At 44.1% G+C, this 16,322-nt stretch carries 22 protein-coding genes; 11 read left to right on the top strand and 11 right to left on the bottom strand.

Annotated features, from left to right (window positions below):
• Positions 1-71 precede the first annotated feature (71 nt).
• Positions 72-335: a NifU N-terminal domain-containing protein gene (locus tag ACGTN9_RS13470; protein WP_499593585.1), complete on the bottom strand. Its 264-nt coding sequence runs from the start codon at positions 333-335 to the stop codon at positions 72-74.
• A 145-nt stretch (positions 336-480) separates the two neighbouring features.
• On the opposite strand from ACGTN9_RS13470, the gene ACGTN9_RS13465 reads away from it, so the two are divergent.
• Positions 481-903 (top strand): hypothetical protein, encoded by a 423-nt coding sequence (locus ACGTN9_RS13465; protein WP_499593583.1) that lies wholly within the window; start codon positions 481-483, stop codon positions 901-903.
• A gap of 74 nt (positions 904-977) precedes the next feature.
• On the top strand, positions 978-1,616 hold the full coding sequence (locus ACGTN9_RS13460; RefSeq protein ID WP_499593581.1) for an SDR family oxidoreductase: 639 nt from the start codon (positions 978-980) through the stop codon (positions 1,614-1,616).
• Positions 1,617-1,686: 70 nt separating this feature from the next.
• Here the strand turns inward: ACGTN9_RS13460 and ACGTN9_RS13455 are convergent, their stop codons facing one another.
• From ACGTN9_RS13455 to ACGTN9_RS13445, 3 genes are all read right to left on the bottom strand, one after another.
• Positions 1,687-1,947 carry a DUF3813 family protein gene (locus ACGTN9_RS13455; RefSeq protein WP_499593579.1) on the bottom strand — a complete coding sequence of 87 codons (261 nt, stop codon included), beginning with the start codon at positions 1,945-1,947 and terminating at the stop codon, positions 1,687-1,689.
• Between the two features lies 1 nt (position 1,948).
• Positions 1,949-2,098: a hypothetical protein gene (locus ACGTN9_RS13450; protein ID WP_166761337.1), complete on the bottom strand. Its 150-nt coding sequence runs from the start codon at positions 2,096-2,098 to the stop codon at positions 1,949-1,951.
• Between the two features lie 101 nt (positions 2,099-2,199).
• On the bottom strand, positions 2,200-3,033 hold the full coding sequence (locus tag ACGTN9_RS13445; protein ID WP_499593577.1) for a Cof-type HAD-IIB family hydrolase: 834 nt from the start codon (positions 3,031-3,033) through the stop codon (positions 2,200-2,202).
• Positions 3,034-3,197: 164 nt separating this feature from the next.
• Here ACGTN9_RS13445 and ACGTN9_RS13440 point away from each other — a divergent pair, with 164 nt between their 5' ends.
• The 5 genes from ACGTN9_RS13440 (at position 3,198) to moaD (ending at position 5,717) form a co-directional block, all read left to right on the top strand.
• Complete coding sequence (locus ACGTN9_RS13440) at positions 3,198-3,971, top strand: serine aminopeptidase domain-containing protein (protein WP_499593575.1); 774 nt, start codon at positions 3,198-3,200, stop codon at positions 3,969-3,971.
• A gap of 105 nt (positions 3,972-4,076) precedes the next feature.
• Positions 4,077-4,361, top strand: a complete 285-nt coding sequence (locus ACGTN9_RS13435) for a metal-sulfur cluster assembly factor (protein ID WP_093041902.1) — start codon at positions 4,077-4,079, stop codon at positions 4,359-4,361.
• A gap of 127 nt (positions 4,362-4,488) precedes the next feature.
• Positions 4,489-5,016 (top strand): molybdopterin-guanine dinucleotide biosynthesis protein B, encoded by a 528-nt coding sequence (gene mobB, locus ACGTN9_RS13430; RefSeq protein WP_499593573.1) that lies wholly within the window; start codon positions 4,489-4,491, stop codon positions 5,014-5,016.
• A gap of 3 nt (positions 5,017-5,019) precedes the next feature.
• Positions 5,020-5,487 (top strand): molybdenum cofactor biosynthesis protein MoaE, encoded by a 468-nt coding sequence (locus ACGTN9_RS13425; RefSeq protein ID WP_499593571.1) that lies wholly within the window; start codon positions 5,020-5,022, stop codon positions 5,485-5,487.
• The gene (moaD, locus tag ACGTN9_RS13420) at positions 5,484-5,717 is read left to right on the top strand and encodes a molybdopterin converting factor subunit 1 (RefSeq protein ID WP_499593570.1); all 234 of its coding nucleotides are present in this window, start codon (positions 5,484-5,486) and stop codon (positions 5,715-5,717) included. The genes ACGTN9_RS13425 and moaD overlap by 4 nt, the downstream gene beginning before the upstream one ends.
• Positions 5,718-5,857: 140 nt before the next feature.
• On the opposite strand, the gene ACGTN9_RS13415 is transcribed toward moaD, so the two are convergent.
• The 5 genes from ACGTN9_RS13415 to ACGTN9_RS13395 form a co-directional block, all read right to left on the bottom strand.
• The gene (locus tag ACGTN9_RS13415) at positions 5,858-6,154 is read right to left on the bottom strand and encodes a metal-sulfur cluster assembly factor (protein ID WP_499593568.1); all 297 of its coding nucleotides are present in this window, start codon (positions 6,152-6,154) and stop codon (positions 5,858-5,860) included.
• Positions 6,155-6,171: 17 nt separating this feature from the next.
• Positions 6,172-7,419 (bottom strand): hypothetical protein, encoded by a 1,248-nt coding sequence (locus tag ACGTN9_RS13410; RefSeq protein WP_499593764.1) that lies wholly within the window; start codon positions 7,417-7,419, stop codon positions 6,172-6,174.
• Position 7,420: 1 nt separating this feature from the next.
• Positions 7,421-7,636: a DUF2249 domain-containing protein gene (locus ACGTN9_RS13405; protein WP_499593566.1), complete on the bottom strand. Its 216-nt coding sequence runs from the start codon at positions 7,634-7,636 to the stop codon at positions 7,421-7,423.
• On the bottom strand, positions 7,633-7,884 hold the full coding sequence (locus ACGTN9_RS13400) for a DUF2249 domain-containing protein (RefSeq protein WP_499593564.1): 252 nt from the start codon (positions 7,882-7,884) through the stop codon (positions 7,633-7,635). Before ACGTN9_RS13400 ends, ACGTN9_RS13405 begins: the two co-directional genes overlap by 4 nt.
• 77 nt (positions 7,885-7,961) lie before the next feature.
• A complete protein-coding gene (locus ACGTN9_RS13395; RefSeq protein ID WP_499593762.1) occupies positions 7,962-8,654 on the bottom strand; it encodes a Crp/Fnr family transcriptional regulator in 693 nt (230 codons plus the stop codon).
• Positions 8,655-8,857: 203 nt separating this feature from the next.
• Between ACGTN9_RS13395 and ACGTN9_RS13390 the strand changes: the two genes are divergently transcribed.
• From ACGTN9_RS13390 to ACGTN9_RS13375, 4 genes are all read left to right on the top strand, one after another.
• A complete protein-coding gene (locus ACGTN9_RS13390) occupies positions 8,858-11,224 on the top strand; it encodes a nitric-oxide reductase large subunit (RefSeq protein ID WP_499593760.1) in 2,367 nt (788 codons plus the stop codon).
• 26 nt (positions 11,225-11,250) lie between these two features.
• A complete protein-coding gene (locus ACGTN9_RS13385) occupies positions 11,251-11,490 on the top strand; it encodes a DUF2249 domain-containing protein (protein WP_499593562.1) in 240 nt (79 codons plus the stop codon).
• Between the two features lie 323 nt (positions 11,491-11,813).
• On the top strand, positions 11,814-12,947 hold the full coding sequence (locus tag ACGTN9_RS13380; protein WP_499593560.1) for a TIGR04053 family radical SAM/SPASM domain-containing protein: 1,134 nt from the start codon (positions 11,814-11,816) through the stop codon (positions 12,945-12,947).
• Between the two features lie 41 nt (positions 12,948-12,988).
• Complete coding sequence (locus ACGTN9_RS13375; RefSeq protein WP_499593558.1) at positions 12,989-13,705, top strand: YwiC-like family protein; 717 nt, start codon at positions 12,989-12,991, stop codon at positions 13,703-13,705.
• Here ACGTN9_RS13375 and ACGTN9_RS13370 read toward each other — a convergent pair.
• Together ACGTN9_RS13370 and ACGTN9_RS13365 are read right to left on the bottom strand one after the other, a co-directional pair.
• Positions 13,702-14,403 carry a Crp/Fnr family transcriptional regulator gene (locus ACGTN9_RS13370; RefSeq protein WP_499593556.1) on the bottom strand — a complete coding sequence of 234 codons (702 nt, stop codon included), beginning with the start codon at positions 14,401-14,403 and terminating at the stop codon, positions 13,702-13,704. The two genes, ACGTN9_RS13375 and ACGTN9_RS13370, sit on opposite strands and share 4 nt — an antisense overlap.
• A gap of 186 nt (positions 14,404-14,589) precedes the next feature.
• Complete coding sequence (locus ACGTN9_RS13365) at positions 14,590-15,408, bottom strand: undecaprenyl-diphosphate phosphatase (RefSeq protein WP_499593554.1); 819 nt, start codon at positions 15,406-15,408, stop codon at positions 14,590-14,592.
• Between the last annotated feature and the right edge of the window lie 914 nt (positions 15,409-16,322).

Genomic DNA, 16,322 nt, shown 5'->3' with positions numbered 1-16,322 from the left:
ACTCGATTTTTTGTTTTGTCATCAATTTACCTGGATACTATTATTGTTTTAACTTAACGGCATGAATGACTTTAATAGTTGTGCTTTTCGAATACTTCTTCAATCTTAGGTGTCAGGCTGTCCCACTCAGCATCGAATTTTTTGTTGACGGTGATGAAATTCTGGAAACCGAAAACATTATCCACGCCATCCACTGCCATCAAATCGTTCAATATTTCATGTTCACTAGTCTGACCTGCCATGACTGAAACACTTCCGTCACCGCTGAAAATCATGGAATCCGTAGTGAATTTCATTGCATTCGGGTTTGGTGTCGCTTCTACTTTTACACTCATTTTTTAAAACCTCCTCCATACATCTGTTTTCATTCTATCAAAAATTCACGGTTTCACAAAAGATTACTTTTTCTGCAGGTTTACAGTATTATTTCGATGGTAAAATGATTTACATATCTAAGTGAGTAGGAAAGGAAGAGGTTACATGTACCGGACTGGTTTATTGGTAGGTACGATTGCCGGCCTGGCGCTGGGAATAGTTCTTTGGGCCGCTGAAGCGATAACTGGGATTAAAGTTTATACGCTATTAATGAATGTAGATTTTATTCCCTGGGTAGGACAGATCGTTTGGCCTGTTTATATGGAGTGGTTCTTCCATATGATTATTTCCTGGGGAATAGGCGTGATTTATGTCTTTTTATTGCACCATTCGGTAAGTGATGCACCAATCCATCAATGGTCGCTAGCTTTAACACTAGCAACACTTGCAGGTCTGACTTACTTTCCACTTACCGCTTTGGCTATCAAGGAGACACCTGCCATCGATAATATTGCAGCCATCGCAATCTGGTCCGCAGGGCATGGGTTATACGCAGTGGTGATGAAGCTCACTTATCGCATGAGTTAAAATACAGGTTTGAACCAGCCCGGTTCAGGTTACAAGAATTATGGATATAATCTTGTTGTTAAGGAGCGGATATAATGAAAGTACTAGTAGCTGGAGCAAACGGTCACACAGGTCGATTGTTAGTACAAAATCTGGATGCCGCAGGTCATGAAGCTTATGCCATGGTGCGAAAAGAAGAGCAAAAAGAGGCCATGGAAGGCTTAGGAGGCATTCCGGTACTTGCTGATCTGGAAAGCGACGTCGGTCATGCGGTGAAAGGCATGGATGCAGTCATTTTTGCAGCTGGTTCCGGATCCAAAACACCACCAGAAAAAACAAAGAGTGTCGACAGAGACGGCGCCATCAATTTGATAAAAGAGACAGAAAAGCTGGGAAGAGCGCCTAAATTTATCATGTTGAGTGCAATGAAAGCAGATAACCCGGAAGAAGGTCCGGAAAAACTAAAATACTATTTAGAAATGAAAGGCGAAGCTGATGATTACCTTCGAAAGACGGAGCTTGATTATACCATTGTACGTCCAGGAGCGCTGACTCACGAGGAAAGTACAAGTAAAATCAAGGTAGGTAAATCGGTGGATCGCGGTTCTGTATCCCGTGCAGATGTTGCAAAGACAATGATTGCTGCACTTGAAGAACCAAATGCCTATCGAAAAACATTCGAAATGGTAGAAGGCGATACGCAAATTGAAGACGCATTGAAATCATTAGAGTAATAAATGGAATTAAGACAGACAAAGACTGGTTCAGGTTAATCTGAACCAGTCTTTTTTTGCGAGTGATAATTTACAGCTCGTTATGGCGCTTTAATTGCTGTTCAAGCTGCTGTAGCTGCTGCTTTTCTTCAGGAGAGCTATTGGCATAAGCGGACTGAATGGCCTGTTGAGCCGCTTGTTTTTCCTGTTCGTTGAACTGCCCACGACCTGCGTTGGTGATACGGTTGACGGCATTTCTGGCAGTCTGCATTAGGTTGTTGCCACCTTGATTGGCAGCATTCATGCCATTTTGCATAGCGTTATTGTTATTACTGTTTCGTTGGTTGTCCATCCTAAAAACCTCCTACAGTATGACGGTCAGCTTCTTCACGTTTCCGTTCGACGTCTGAAAAGCGCTCCCGGTAGGGGAACCGTTCATCATGCTTTTTGACTGCGTCTGAACCCTGTTGTACAAAACGTTTGGATTTGTTGTTCTTTGCCATAACAAGACCCTCCCGAAATAAAAAAGCCTGAACGTTTTTTTCAAAACGCTCAAGCTTATTATTACTCATGAGAGTCTTCTTATTCGTTATCAAAATATGGGTTAAATGGCTTTTGTATTCAATTTCAGGTAGTCCTCAAGGAAGCTTCCGATACCATCCTCCATATTTGATTGCGTGATATGCTTAGCGATCCCTTTCAGTTCATCGATACCGTTTTTCATTGCGACGCCGACACCTGCGTATTCGATCATTTCCAAGTCATTATCTTCATCACCGAATGCGATGATCCGGTCTTTAGGAATATGATAATAACGGGAAATTTTATCTAATCCAACGGCTTTATTCAAGCCTTTACGGACAATTTCAATAACATGATAAGGTGCTCCCCATTTGCGATGCTCAATGAGTTCAGCATGATTCTCTTCCAAACCTTGTCTTAGGGATGGAATTTGATGCTCGTGGGGATAAATAAGTAACGAAGTAGGATCTTCTTTCAGTTGATGTTTCAAGTTTCCTACAGTCACTGGGTTCGTATCCCCGGTTGCATGAAAAAGTTCCATGACTTCCTCGTCATGCTGATCGAGGAAGACATCATCCTTAATTTCGGCCAACAGGTTCTTTACCTCCATCTCGTAGCAGTCATGAATGATACTTTTAGCTGTCCGGATCGGAAGCGGAGAATGAAGCGCATCCCATTTATGATCTGTCGGGTGATGAATCAAGGCACCGTTGAAATTCACCATAGGAGTATCAAGTCCGAGTTCATGGTAAAAATCAATGCTGGCCCGGTGAGGACGGCCGGTAGCAATGACGACTATGTGTCCTTCCTCTTTCGCTTTCAATACCGTTTGTTTTGTGCGTTCGCTGATGGTCTTTTCATCTGTCAATAATGTGCCATCTAAGTCCAATGCGATCAAATGTTGTTGTCTGCTCATATTTTTCACCTCGTTGCTCTATAGTGTAGCGGTTTTATAGCTATTTGCAAAGTAATTCTGTTTTAATTATCTATATACCCATGTTACGATTTGATTATATACTGTCAATATTAGGATGAATTAAACAGCAAGTAAAGTTTTTGCAAAGAAGGGAAATAGCAATTATGGTAACGGTCAATCGCGAATTTATCGAAGGAATCCCGGTATTAGTAATCGTAGAAGCAGAAAAATATGATCAGCCGCTCCCTGTCGTTACATATTTTCATGGGTTCACCTCAGCAAAGGAACATAATCTGGCACAGGCCTACCTTTTAGCCCGTAAAGGCTTCCGGGTATTACTGCCGGACAGCATGGATCACGGGGAAAGGGAAGTGGACCAGACACAGGAAGAACTGCAGTTCAAGTTCTGGGACATTGTCCTGGCCAATTTAGAAGAGCTGAAAAAAATTAAGACGGCAATTGATGATAAGGGCTGGACCAAAGGACAGCGGTTTATAGTGGCCGGAACCAGTATGGGAGGAGTCACCACATCCGCGGCTCTTACGCAATATCCGTGGATTGATGGTGCCGCAGTCATGATGGGCTCCCCTAAACCAGTGGAATTTGCGCAAAAGATGATTGCTGATGTGCAAAATATGGGTGTGGAAATGCCGATAACCGAAGAGAAAATGGACGCATTGATGAAAGCTTTGTCTGAAATCGACCTGTCCCGCCAGGTGGAAAAGCTCCATGGCCGTCCTATCTTCTTCTGGCATGGGGATGCGGATCCTGTCGTACCGTTCGAGCATTCCTATGACTTTTATAATGAAGCGATCCACCATTATAAAAATCCTGAAAATATCCGGTTCCTGCGGGAAATCGGAAAAGACCATAAAGTGACTCGATTCGCAATTCTGGAGATGGTCGAATGGATGGATAATCAATTTAATACCGATTAAGTGATAGGAATCATTTTAATCACGGAAGAATTTTGTTTATAATAAGGATGAACATTCAGGAAGGGGGAACGATTCGTGGAAGATAAAGCATTGGAAGAAAATCTTATGGGCGCACTTGAAAACGTCATTGACCCTGAACTTGGGATAGATATCGTAAACTTGGGACTTGTTTATGGTGTAGATGTGGATGAAAACAACACATGCACGGTGACAATGACCTTGACTGCAATGGGGTGCCCGCTAGCGGGTGTGATTGAGCAGGATGTGAAACGTGCGCTTGCTGACATTCCAGAAGTAGACGAAGTAGTCGTGAATATTGTATGGAACCCACCTTGGACAAAGGACAAGATGAGTCGCTATGCGAAAATCGCGCTAGGGATTCCAGATTGATTTCAAAGAGAGGCTCTGCCGGCAGCGGCAGAGCCTTTTGATTATCTGGAATAGTTGCGGGTATTGTCACAGCATTTTTTGAAGGATAGCTTTAAACTGTACATAGAGACTAAAAGGGGGAGTGCGAATGCCGAAAGCCAGTTCTTTTCCGATTATTCAAGTGATCGGGTATAAAAACAGTGGGAAAACAACGATGGTGAACCGTCTGATTCGCTACGCTTCGGAACATAACATTAAAACCGCTTCGCTGAAGCACCATGGCCACCAGGATAGTTTGACACCGATCCACGCGGGTACAGACAGTTATACACATAAAGAGTCAGGTGCTTTTCTGACGGGAGTAGAAGGCGGCGGGGCATTGCAGCTGGAATTCGGTGAGGATATCGACGTTTCCCTCGATCAGCTGATTAAAATTTATGAAAGCTTTTCTCCAGGATTGCTGGTGGTGGAAGGGTATAAACAAGAGGTACATCCCAAAATTGTCATGATTCGGAAAGAAGCGGATCTCGATTTGATTACCACTGTCTCTAATATTAAAGCGATCATCCGATGGGACGCTCAACTGGAGAATCCATCCGAAGATATTCCGGTATTTGAGCTGGAACATATTGATGACCATTTAGCGGAATTGATATATTTGTGTAAAGAGGTGTAAGCTATGAGCGAAAAATTTTGGATTTCTGAACAGCCATTGAATATACAGGAAGTCGTCGATCTCGTGACCAGAAGAGAAGCAGGAGCCATCAATACGTTTATTGGAACAGTTCGTGAGTTCACGAAGGGAAAACGGACACTTTATTTAGAATATCAATCTTATGTACCGATGGCTGAAAAAAAGCTTGCCCAAATCGGCGAAGAAATTAACGAAAAATGGCCAGACGCCGACACGGCGATCGCCCACCGGATCGGACACTTGGATATTACCGATATAGCGGTTGTCATCGCTGTATCCACGCCACACCGGGCCGATTCCTATGATGCTAGCCGATATGCCATCGAGCGTATTAAAGAAATCGTTCCTATTTGGAAAAAGGAACACTGGGAAAATGGTGAAGAGTGGATTGGTGACCAAAAAGAACAGAAAGCTTACCCGCAAGGACAACCTGATAAGGAGGACCTGACATGAATAAAATTCTGTTATTTGCTGGACTGCAGGAGAAGGCAGGTCAGGCGGAAGTAGAGCTCAATGCCGTCAATAAAAGCATTGCAGAAATAAAATCCATGCTGAAAGAAAACTATGAGATGGAGGAAATCGATACGTCAATGGCAGCGGTTAACGAAGAGTATGCCAATGGTGACTTTGTCGTGAAAGAAGGAGATACGATTGCCTTTATCCCGCCGGTAAGCGGTGGCTGATTGGTTGATTGAATCGAGACATTCTGGTAGCTGATACGGATGAGAGACAACTGCGAATAAGAGGGACAGGTGTAGTCGTATTAGAGGCTACCGACGTACAAAAATGCTCAGCACCCATAGGAGGGTGCTGAGCATTTTCACTACATCAACATTTCTTTGGCGCGGCTGCTCATTTTTTCCGGCGACCAGGCAGGGTGCCAGACGAGCTCGACATGGACATCATTAACTTCATCGACCCCATAGATCATCGCTTCTGCGCCACTGACGATGCTGTCATGGAGTGGGCAGCCGGGGGTGGTCAACGTCATTTGCACATGGACATCATTCGTGTCGTTGACATCTATTTTATAGACGAGGCCGAGATCTACGATATTGATGCCGAGTTCCGGATCAATCACTTGGTATAGTGCTTCTTCGACTTGTTTAGTCAAATCCATGATAAATCACTCCTTGGTTATCTGGTTAAAACACGGACGATTGAGCTTACGTACAACAGGGAAGCAATCGTTAAAAGTCCCTGGGCTGCAAAAACTAACCACGTCATTTCCAGCATGGCGGTAACAGCCAGCATCACCACACCGGCACTCATAGCCGCGAAAAGGAAGGTACCCCATTTTTCCTGGATCATTTCCTTCAAGGTCGGTACATTCTTTTTACCGACACTGCCGGAATACTTATGGGTCCACCATAAAAATGGAACAATTTTGTAAAGGTAACCCATGATGCTGAAAATGATCCACATCATGATGTAAAGATAGATCATCCAGCTCCAGATGGTAACATCCTTGACGTTAAACAAACTCATTACCAGGGCGGAAGTATGGATTAACCAACCGAAGACAATGGCGACTAACGAGAAAACGAACGGCTGATCGAGCTTTTTCTTGATTCGCTTCGTGACTATTTCTCTCATGTCGACACCATAGCCGGTAAATCCTATCCAAAGGAAGCACCATCCGAGTGTCAGCAGCCAGGAAGTATTACTCCACACAGCAGTAATTAATAAAAAGAGTCCCACGATATAACTGATAAAAGCAGGTTTTGCCCATCTCATTGAAAAGCCATGCGAGAGGCTGAACATCGGTACCATTTTATAGGAAAATCCGAAAATCAAAAGTGTAAACCAGCCGGTTAGTCCGAAAATCAAATGAGATTTGAACAAGGAATCATAATGGCTAATCGTTCCGAATGCCAGGTTCCAAGTCAAAAAAAGTCCGGCAAGAATTGTCAGCAAGAAGAATACCAGTGCCCCACCGACAAACCAGCTCATGATATTTGCTTTTTCCTGCTTCAGCAAAGTCATACCGATTTGGAACAAGAACATTAAAATACCGAGGACTGTCAGGCTCCCGGCAATGATCGCGGCATCAGGTTTCAAGGACAGCGCAATCGATAAACCTGCGATCCCGACAGCTGTTATAAAAAATTGAATGAAGCCGAACCTTTCATTCCAAATCGGTGTCAAAAAAGCGACAGGAACAAGCTGGTACATGGCTCCCATGACGACCATCACCGCCCAGCCCAATAAGAGGAAATGGGCGGCCATCCATAAGTCCGGCATTCGGAAGATCCCGTTGCTTAAAGCAGAAGTGTTCATCCATAACAGCGACTGGGCAGCGACAAACGATACCAGGCCAAATAGGATGAAGGCGAGTGGCAGTTTGATATTGGTTTCTGTTTTGGTCTGCATTTGCGGTATCATTTTAATCACCAGATTTCGTTATCGTTATCCGGAAGCTCCCGTCTTCTTGTTCCTCCGTTTCATAATGATGGCCAAGCTCATCAAGTTCAGCGAACAAAAACATCGGGCGCCGGTCATTGATGATGACAAGAGCTTCCTTATCGGTCAACTCCTCAAGTTCCGTCAGGGTCCGCATCATCGGCTGTGGCGGTTCTAACCCACGGTTATCAAGTATCATTGCAATCCCCCGTCCCGTTTATAAAAAGTGACCTGCCAGTGTTTTGGCTCCACATGCTCTAAATGGTGGTCAAACCCTTTTTTGTCCAACACCTTCAACAGAGGTATCGGTTTGAACGGTGCGTGCAGCAGGAGTGCTTCGCCATCCTTCAAACTTTTTACGGCATCCATGATTTTATGGAAAGGATCATTCTTCAGTTTCAAATCTTCCCTGACATCCAACTCTACGATAGCGGCTTGTTTTGCCATTTTCATCACCTCATCATCGGTTTATACCCCTATGATAATCATTTTCAATTAAACAGGAAGTGATGCACGTCACAGGGTCAGAAGAGTTCTTCCTCTAATGATTCTGGGTGTAATTTGAAATAGCCATCAAAGTCCGTGTAGACGAGATTATTTTTCTTCAGCTGTGTCAGTGTCCGGCTGACGGTTTCCCGGCTTGATCCGATCATATTGGCGAGTTCCCGGTTGGTGAAATGGGACTGGAGTTTTACCCAGCCTTCTTTTTCTTCTTTGCCGTACAACTTGCCGAGCCGGATCAACAGCATGATAATCTGCTCATAGGTGTTATGAAGAATCTGTTCTTCCAGCCGGTTTTGCAGATCGACGATTTTATCTCCGAGTACTTTGAACAGCTTGACGGAAATCTCCGGATGATTAATCAACGTCTGCTCAAAGGAAGGGATCGGAATATGGACGAGCATTGCTTCATCTAATATTTCCGCATGCGCGGGGCATTCATCTTTCCGGAAGAACCCCTGGTGAGGGAACATGTCGCCAGGCTGAAGCACGTTGACAATCTGTTCTTTACCATGAAAGTCAGTTTTATAAATCTTCACCCTCCCTTTATTGATGAAGTAGACATTCTGCAAGGGATCCCCTTGCATGAATACATGAGTACCGGGCCGGTATCGGCGGGATTTAGCCAGTTCAAGAACTGGTTCCATCTCTATATCTGTCAAATCTTTGAATATAGGAACATTCTGTAACAATTGCTGGGTGGAATGGAATTTCACATCAAACATCCTTTCATATCCAATTTCTACTATATAGTGTAGCATTTAAAAGCGGTATTTTTGATACTACTTTTTGAACAATTTATAACTATCTTTATACGTTGGCTGTGATGAAAATCATAGGTGCCTGTTGCTTCTACTCACACCCCTTTTGAAAAAGCAGGAGTAACATGAAGGCATACCAACGAAAGGATGTGAACGTGATGGGGGTTAAAAAGCTAGAGGAATGGCAGCAGAAAGAAGCCAAACCAACCACCAAAAACGGTCTACTTAAATCTATTTTAATTGTTACTTTATTAGCAAGCTTCACAGTTTTAATCGTAGGGGGATTTTGGATATTCGAAAATATGGCCCCTCGTCCGATGGAAGCGACCAGCTCAGACGGTGAAGTCGTCATGACACAGGATTCCATCATAGGCGGTCAGGCTGTGTTCCAAAAATATGGATTGATGGATTATGGAACAGTCCTAGGACACGGATCCTATATGGGTCCTGACTATACGGCGGAAGCCCTCAAGGTCTACACCGTCGGGATGCAGGATTATTATGCTATGCAAGAACACGATCAAGCCTATGCTGACTTGTCTCAAGAGCAGCAGACGTTGATCAAAGAAAAAGTCATTACAGAAATGCGGGTCAACCGGTTTAATGAAGAAACCAATGAACTTCCGCTGACCGATGCCCAGGTATTCGGACTGGAGCGGGTCGAAGCATATTACGAAGATGTATTTAAAAATGGAGATGGCTGGGGATTAAAAGCCGGCTTGATCCAGGAATCCCACGTGCCGGGGGAAGGGGAGCGTTTATACGTTGCAGACAGCGACCAGATCACGCAGATTTCCCATTTCTTCTTCTGGACTGCATGGCTTTCCAGTACAGAACGGCCAGATGATGATATTACCTATACAAACAACTGGCCTTACTTTGAGGATGCCGGAAATACGATGGCTTTCTCGGCGGTCTGGTGGAGTGGTGCCAGTGTCACCGTCTTGATCCTGTTCGTTGGTCTGATTTTGTTCGTATTCTACCGTTATCACCTTGGCATGCAGGAGGCATACACGAAGGATAACTATCCAACCTTCAATCTTGCCAGGCAGAGTCTCACTTCCTCCCAGGTGAAATCAGCCAAGTACTTCCTGGTTGTAGCCTTATTATTCCTGGTACAGGTCATGTTCGGCGCCTTGATGGCCCATTATTACGTCGAACCGGATTCGTTCTTCGGAATGGATTGGATCTTTGAACTATTACCATTTGGCATCGCCAAAGGCTATCATCTGCAGCTTGCAATCTTCTGGATAGCAACCGCATGGCTGGGGATGGGGATCTTTGTCGCACCGATTGTCGGTGGCCATGAGCCGAAACGTCAGGGGCTGCTTGTCGATATTTTATTCTGGGCATTAGTAGTCTTAGTAGGTGGCTCAATGATCGGTCAATGGCTCGGAGTCAACGGCTATCTTGGCAACCTGTGGTTCCTGCTTGGCCACCAGGGCTGGGAATACTTAGAGCTCGGACGGATTTGGCAAGTGATTCTCGTGGTCGGAATGCTGATCTGGTTGTTCATCGTCTACCGGGGTATTCGCAATGGCTTGAAAAAAGAACGGGATAAAGGTGGACTCGTCCACTTATTGTTCTACGCATCGATTGCGGTTCCAGCTTTTTATATCTTTGCATTCTTTATCAACCCAGGTGCCAACTTCACGATGTCTGACTACTGGCGCTGGTGGATCATCCATCTATGGGTAGAAGGTATTTTTGAAGTATTCGCGGTTGTTGTTATCGGTTTCTTGTTAGTACGGATGAAATTGGTTACCAAGAGCTCAACAGTCAAAGCACTATACTTCCAGTTGATTATATTGCTCGGAAGCGGCGTTATCGGTATCGGTCACCACTATTACTATAATGGTTCAGCTGAAGCCTGGATCGCACTTGGATCCGTCTTCAGTGCATTGGAAGTTATTCCATTGACATTGCTGGTACTGGAAGCATATGACCAATACAAAATGATGCGTGATGGGGGAGTCGATTTCCCTTACAAAGCCACATTCTGGTTCCTTATTTCAACAGCGATTTGGAACCTGGTCGGAGCTGGTGTGTTAGGATTCCTGATCAATCTGCCAGCCGTCAGCTACTTCGAGCATGGTCAATTCTTGACACCAGCTCATGGGCACGGAGCGATGATGGGGGTTTACGGAATGTTCGCGATTGCCGTGTTGCTGTACTCCCTGCGTAATATCGTCCGACCGGATAAATGGAATGACAAGTGGCTGAAAATTTCTTGTTGGACATTGAACATCGGGCTTGCGGGAATGATTCTGATTTCCTTATTACCAGTCGGGTTCCTGCAATTGAAGGAAGCGTTCAACAGTGGTTACTGGGCATCCCGGGATTCATCCTTCCTGCAGCAGGATATCATCCAGGATCTATTGACGATCCGTGTAATTCCAGATGTGATTTTCATCATCGGTGTTGTGATTTTAGCGGTCTTCGCAGTGAAATCCATGTTCCATCTGCGTCCCGCTACACATAAAGAAGGAGAACCATTGCCAATCGACGAGGTAGAAGAAGATTAATCATCATTTATTAGGAGGAGATTTTTATGAAAAACCAAGAATTCGCTGCTAAAATTTATGCTCCGGAGATTGAACCAAAGATACGTCATCCAAGGATACTGGAAACATTTGATGAAATGGATAGTGGGCAAGTAATGGAGTTGACCAACGACCACGATCCTCGTCCATTGCGATACCAGTTCATGGTGGAGCGGGAAAATCAGTTTGAATGGGAGTATCTCGAAGAAGGTCCAGAGCAATGGCGAGTAGCAATTTCTAAAAAATAATAACAGAGACTGCGGCATGAACCTTTCATGTCGCAGCTTTTTTTAAAGAAAGGCTCGGTCCTTCCTGCTGGATGATCCGACATAAGGTGAAGTCTCTGCCCTAAGGCCACGATCTTCTTGCCTGACACGCCTGAATCCTCCCTAATAAAAAGATGTTCTTCCTTTGCTCTGTTATCTGCCTATTTTATGAAAACTTTTTGACTAAGAAGAGAAGTATTTAATTCTTGTGATGTATATCACAACTTACCGTCACATTCTTCGCTACAATTAAACCATGAAAATAGTGTTAACCAAAGCTATGGTAGCACGAAGGAGGGAACGTCATGTTCAACCGTGACTATAATGAAAATCCTTTTATTGTGATTTGGGAACTAACAAGAGCGTGTGAATTGAAATGTCTCCACTGTCGGGCAGAAGCTCAGTATAGGCGGGATCCTCGTGAGTTATCGTTTGAGGATGGTAAAAAGCTGATTGATGATATATATGAAATGGAAAACCCGATGCTGGTTTTCACAGGAGGAGACCCATTGATGCGTCCGGATGTTTTCGATATTGCCGAATACGCAGTCAAAAAGGGAGTCCGTGTTTCTATGACGCCTTCTGCTACACCGAATGTTACGAAAGAAGCGATGGAAAAAGCCAAGGAGGTTGGATTGTCTCGCTGGGCATTCAGCCTGGATGGACCGAATGCCGCAGTTCATGATCATTTCCGGGGAACTTCAGGATCGTTTGATCTGACAATGAATGCAATCAAATATCTTCATGAACTTCAAATGCCAATCCAGATCAATACCGTAATTTCCCGTTATAACTACGACCACCTGGATGAAATGGCCGCATTGATCGAGGAATTGGACTGTGTATTGTGGAGTGTGTTTTTCCTGGTACCGACAGGACGAGGCCAGGAAATAGATATGATCACACCGGTTGAGCACGAAAAAACATTCAAGTGGTTATATGAACTTTCTAAGCGTGTTCCATTCGATATTAAAACGACAGCGGCACAGCATTACCGGAGAGTTGTCATCCAGAACAAGATGAGGGAAAGCAGTAAAACGACAGCCAGTAAGGAAATCAACTATCAGGATGCGTTGATGAATGGAACGACAGGGCAGATTGATGGACTTGGACGGGCGCCAAAAGGGGTGAATGATGGCAATGGCTTTGTTTTCATTTCTCATATCGGTGATGTCTATCCAAGCGGGCTGCTTCCAATCAAAGCGGGGAATGTGAAAGAAACACCACTCGCAACGATTTATCGGGAGTCTGAAGTATTCAAAAATCTCCGTAATCCGGATGCTTATAAAGGGAAATGCGGAGTATGTGAATTCCGTCATGTATGTGGCGGGTCAAGGTCACGTGCTTATGCGATGACAGGGGACTACATGGAAAGTGAACCATATTGCGTCTATATTCCGAAAGCACTGCGCGGGAAAAAGAAAGCTGGCACAGTTTGATGTCAGATAAAGTTTATACCAATTAGAACGAGGTGACGGGTATGAAATTATTTCTCCCTAAACAGCATGGGGCTTGGGCGATGTTGACAGTGCCGTTTCTTTTAGGAATGGTAGCGGGCGGGTTCGACTGGCTGCAGCTGCCCTTGCTGATTGGATGGGTGGCTTTATATTTAGCGACATATCCATTAATATTGGCGGTGAAAAAAAAGAAAATCCGATTTCACATGATTTGGTTTTTCCGCTATTTTATCGTCGCAGTGATTTTTGCTTTACCAGTTTTGATTGTCGAACCTTTCTTACTGTTGATTGCATTGATGATGGTACCATTTTTCATCATCAATTTGTGGTTTGGGAAGAGAAACAAAGACCGTTCGCTCATGAATGATTTTGCAGCGATTACTGCTTTTGGTATCAGCGGCCTAGCTTCTTATTATTTGGGAGCAGGGTTTATTGACGAACTTGCCTGGTCGGTGTTCGTGTTGGCGATTTTGTTTTTCTATGGCAGTGCTTTTTTTGTCAAAACGATGATCAGGGAAAAGAAAAATCCAGCATTCCGCTGGATATCGTGGGGCTATCATGTGATTGTGGTCGGATTGTTTGTTGCTACAGGAGCATGGATGGTAACGCTCGCTTTCATTCCAAGCCTTGCCCGGGCCATCTATTTATACGGAAGGCAATTGAAGCCGATGCAGATCGGTATCCTGGAAATCGGAAATTCCTTGTTTTTCTTTGTTATTTTATCCGTCGGTTTCTTTTAATCAATACTGCATAAGACAATCGGACAATTTTCACAATTGATTTCATCTTTTAAATACTGGAGGTCCTTGACAACGATTTTGTTTTTTTCCATCTCAAGGACTTCTTTTCGTTTCAAATCACTGAGCATCCGATTGACGCTCTCTCTTGAGGTTCCGCAGAAATTGGCCAATTCCTGATTGGTCAATACGATATCAATAAGAATATTATCGGGACGTTTAACGCCATAGCTGTTGGTGAGACGGATCAGCGTAGAATACAATGCGCCTTTTTTGCCATGCAAAACGAGGTCGCGGAACTTCGTTTGTGTCTTACGGAAACGCTCACTCATCCACTTCATGAATTCAAAAGCGAGTTCCGTATTCGTCAGTAATTCCCGCTCTAAGTAATCTTTTTTTATAACGGCAACTTCGGCATCCTCCATCACTTTCGCGTTCAAAAGGTAAGTCGCGTCATCAGTAAACAGCGTGAGTTCCCCGATGATGTCGCCTTTTTGGCAGATACGGAGGGAGAGTTCCCTACCATCGGGAGAAATTTTACTGATTTGGATTCTTCCAGATTGGATAATGAACATCTGGTCGGCATCCTCGCCTTCCTGGAATAAGAACCGGTTCTTTTCGATTTTTTGTACATGATCCACGGACGAAAGCAATTCTTTCAAGTCTTCCGATATGGAATGTTTGCTCAATTGCTTTACCATACGCACAATCCCACCTTTATCTATTCATGTCTGGCATGCTGGTTATATTTAGCAAGTTGTTACTACTCATTTAAAATCATATCCTCAGGTACGTCAAGATATGATAGAAAGAAAGAGGATGGTTTTCACCATCCTCTTTTAGCTTATAGGGTTTTCTTATATGACGTTGTGACTTTTATCACACCATTATAAAATCATAATTGCTATCGCACCCACGACGAAGCAATAAAAGGCGAAATATTTTAAATTTCCTTTTGCCATGATGTTCATGAACCATAACAGGGCAAAATAAGTGGCAATGACTGAGGCAATGACAGCGAGTGTCCAGAGAACCCACATCTGTGATATGTTTTCTTCGAGCAAATCACCAACAGACATGACCATCGTTCCGAGACTGATCGGTACATATAATAAGAAAGAAAAGCGCAGGGCAGTTTCCTGCTTCATGCCGAGCAGCATCGCTGCCACTATGGTCGCTCCGGAGCGGCTGATCCCTGGTATCAATGCCACGGACTGTGCAAGTCCGACAATTAAAGCATCTTTCCAATTAAGGCCGCCTTCCCCTTTTGTTCCACGGATATTGCGGATGATCCATAGCGCGATACCTGTAATGATCAAAGTAACCCCGACTAATTGAGGCGCTTTGAAGGTTTCTCCTATCCAGTCCTCGAATAGCAGTCCAAGGACCCCGGCAGGAATCGTTCCGATAATCAAGTAGACAATAAACATGAATTCCGATTTATTTTTTTCATCTTTATGGACGGCATAGCTTATCCCATTTTGCGCCAGGCGGATGATGTCTTTCCGGTAAACGATCAATACAGCGATCAATGATCCGAAATTGAGCAGCACTTCGAGCTGAAGCCCTTCTAAGTTCATTCCGAAAACGGATTGCAATAGAGATAAGTGGCCGCTGGATGAAATGGGAATGGGCTCTGTGAATCCTTGGAACAGACCTAAAAATATGTATTTTATTAATAACCAAAACTCCGTAGTTGCTTCCATATCTATAACCTCCTGGGTAAACCGCGATATTTTTGATAAACTCTGTTAAATCTCCGTGTTGGTTTTACATTTAAGCTCCCAATACTTGAAGACTCAGTTTCGAGAGAAACTGTTTCCGTTAAAATGATGAGCGTTTGGAGGTCCGGGAAATCACTCGCTTTCCATGGGCGTACGGTGAGCTTCCTCAGGCTTCGCCTTGCGGGATCTCACCCTGTACTATCCTCCCATTGGAGTCTCGCAATTTCCCGGACCTCCTTGCGTTTATAAGAAAAACGGAAACATTGATAGGCATAATCATTCAACCATCGTAACAGCTACAAAGAGAGCTTATTCCCTGAATCATTGGGCCTTTTCATGTAGTAAATGTGGAAGATATCTTCTCACTACGTAGGGTTCGTTCGTCAAAATAACGATAAGGTGGCGGGGGAACGGTGAGACTCCCTCCGGAAATGTTGATACATCAAGGGTTGTAACTTGTCTTTTATCTTTCAAAAAAATTTTTGCCTACAATTATCTATCGGTTTATTCCTTTTCTTCAATTTTAAGGAAAACAAGGAGACGCGTTGCGTTTCCTAACTTTATTAGGTCATCCTTTTTGTATAAATCGATGCACCTTGGATCCCTGCTTTCTTATGAGGACATACCCTCCCATGTCTCTTGGCGTCGTGCGCCTACATTCCTTCGTTTGGTCTCATCATAAGGCAGAGGCCGGCTTTATTCTCCCGTATAGACTCGTAGTCTGTTGTCTCACTTTGCGCCAGCTTCTCCGTGTCATCTTATGGGTAAGAAATATAGGTTACGCTGCCTGTTGAAGACAGTGGAGGTCCTGTTTCATTCGGTCCTCATTGAAGTGAACCTGGCGGTTCGATAAACCAAAAAAGATCTTTAACAGTTTTCCGCAAAGCACGACCATT

The organism is Halobacillus sp. B23F22_5 (assembly GCF_043497085.1).
GTDB lineage: Bacteria > Bacillota > Bacilli > Bacillales > Halobacillaceae > Thalassobacillus.
The sequence above is the reverse complement of the archived record's forward strand: the minus strand, read 5'-3'. Positions and strand labels throughout refer to the sequence as shown.

What these genes read in the sequence shown, in the direction of transcription:
- ACGTN9_RS13470 (WP_499593585.1), bottom strand. Translation starts at nt 335, where the DNA reads ATGAGTGTAAAAGTAGAAGCGACACCAAACCCGAATGCAATGAAATTC.
- ACGTN9_RS13465 (WP_499593583.1), top strand. Translation starts at nt 481, where the DNA reads ATGTACCGGACTGGTTTATTGGTAGGTACGATTGCCGGCCTGGCGCTG.
- ACGTN9_RS13460 (WP_499593581.1), top strand. Translation starts at nt 978, where the DNA reads ATGAAAGTACTAGTAGCTGGAGCAAACGGTCACACAGGTCGATTGTTA.
- ACGTN9_RS13455 (WP_499593579.1), bottom strand. Translation starts at nt 1,947, where the DNA reads ATGGACAACCAACGAAACAGTAATAACAATAACGCTATGCAAAATGGC.
- ACGTN9_RS13450 (WP_166761337.1), bottom strand. Translation starts at nt 2,098, where the DNA reads ATGGCAAAGAACAACAAATCCAAACGTTTTGTACAACAGGGTTCAGAC.
- ACGTN9_RS13445 (WP_499593577.1), bottom strand. Translation starts at nt 3,033, where the DNA reads ATGAGCAGACAACAACATTTGATCGCATTGGACTTAGATGGCACATTA.
- ACGTN9_RS13440 (WP_499593575.1), top strand. Translation starts at nt 3,198, where the DNA reads ATGGTAACGGTCAATCGCGAATTTATCGAAGGAATCCCGGTATTAGTA.
- ACGTN9_RS13435 (WP_093041902.1), top strand. Translation starts at nt 4,077, where the DNA reads ATGGGCGCACTTGAAAACGTCATTGACCCTGAACTTGGGATAGATATC.
- mobB (WP_499593573.1), top strand. Translation starts at nt 4,489, where the DNA reads ATGCCGAAAGCCAGTTCTTTTCCGATTATTCAAGTGATCGGGTATAAA.
- ACGTN9_RS13425 (WP_499593571.1), top strand. Translation starts at nt 5,020, where the DNA reads ATGAGCGAAAAATTTTGGATTTCTGAACAGCCATTGAATATACAGGAA.
- moaD (WP_499593570.1), top strand. Translation starts at nt 5,484, where the DNA reads ATGAATAAAATTCTGTTATTTGCTGGACTGCAGGAGAAGGCAGGTCAG.
- ACGTN9_RS13415 (WP_499593568.1), bottom strand. Translation starts at nt 6,154, where the DNA reads ATGGATTTGACTAAACAAGTCGAAGAAGCACTATACCAAGTGATTGAT.
- ACGTN9_RS13410 (WP_499593764.1), bottom strand. Translation starts at nt 7,419, where the DNA reads ATGATACCGCAAATGCAGACCAAAACAGAAACCAATATCAAACTGCCA.
- ACGTN9_RS13405 (WP_499593566.1), bottom strand. Translation starts at nt 7,636, where the DNA reads ATGATACTTGATAACCGTGGGTTAGAACCGCCACAGCCGATGATGCGG.
- ACGTN9_RS13400 (WP_499593564.1), bottom strand. Translation starts at nt 7,884, where the DNA reads ATGGCAAAACAAGCCGCTATCGTAGAGTTGGATGTCAGGGAAGATTTG.
- ACGTN9_RS13390 (WP_499593760.1), top strand. Translation starts at nt 8,858, where the DNA reads ATGGGGGTTAAAAAGCTAGAGGAATGGCAGCAGAAAGAAGCCAAACCA.
- ACGTN9_RS13385 (WP_499593562.1), top strand. Translation starts at nt 11,251, where the DNA reads ATGAAAAACCAAGAATTCGCTGCTAAAATTTATGCTCCGGAGATTGAA.
- ACGTN9_RS13380 (WP_499593560.1), top strand. Translation starts at nt 11,814, where the DNA reads ATGTTCAACCGTGACTATAATGAAAATCCTTTTATTGTGATTTGGGAA.
- ACGTN9_RS13375 (WP_499593558.1), top strand. Translation starts at nt 12,989, where the DNA reads ATGAAATTATTTCTCCCTAAACAGCATGGGGCTTGGGCGATGTTGACA.
- ACGTN9_RS13370 (WP_499593556.1), bottom strand. Translation starts at nt 14,403, where the DNA reads ATGGTAAAGCAATTGAGCAAACATTCCATATCGGAAGACTTGAAAGAA.
- ACGTN9_RS13365 (WP_499593554.1), bottom strand. Translation starts at nt 15,408, where the DNA reads ATGGAAGCAACTACGGAGTTTTGGTTATTAATAAAATACATATTTTTA.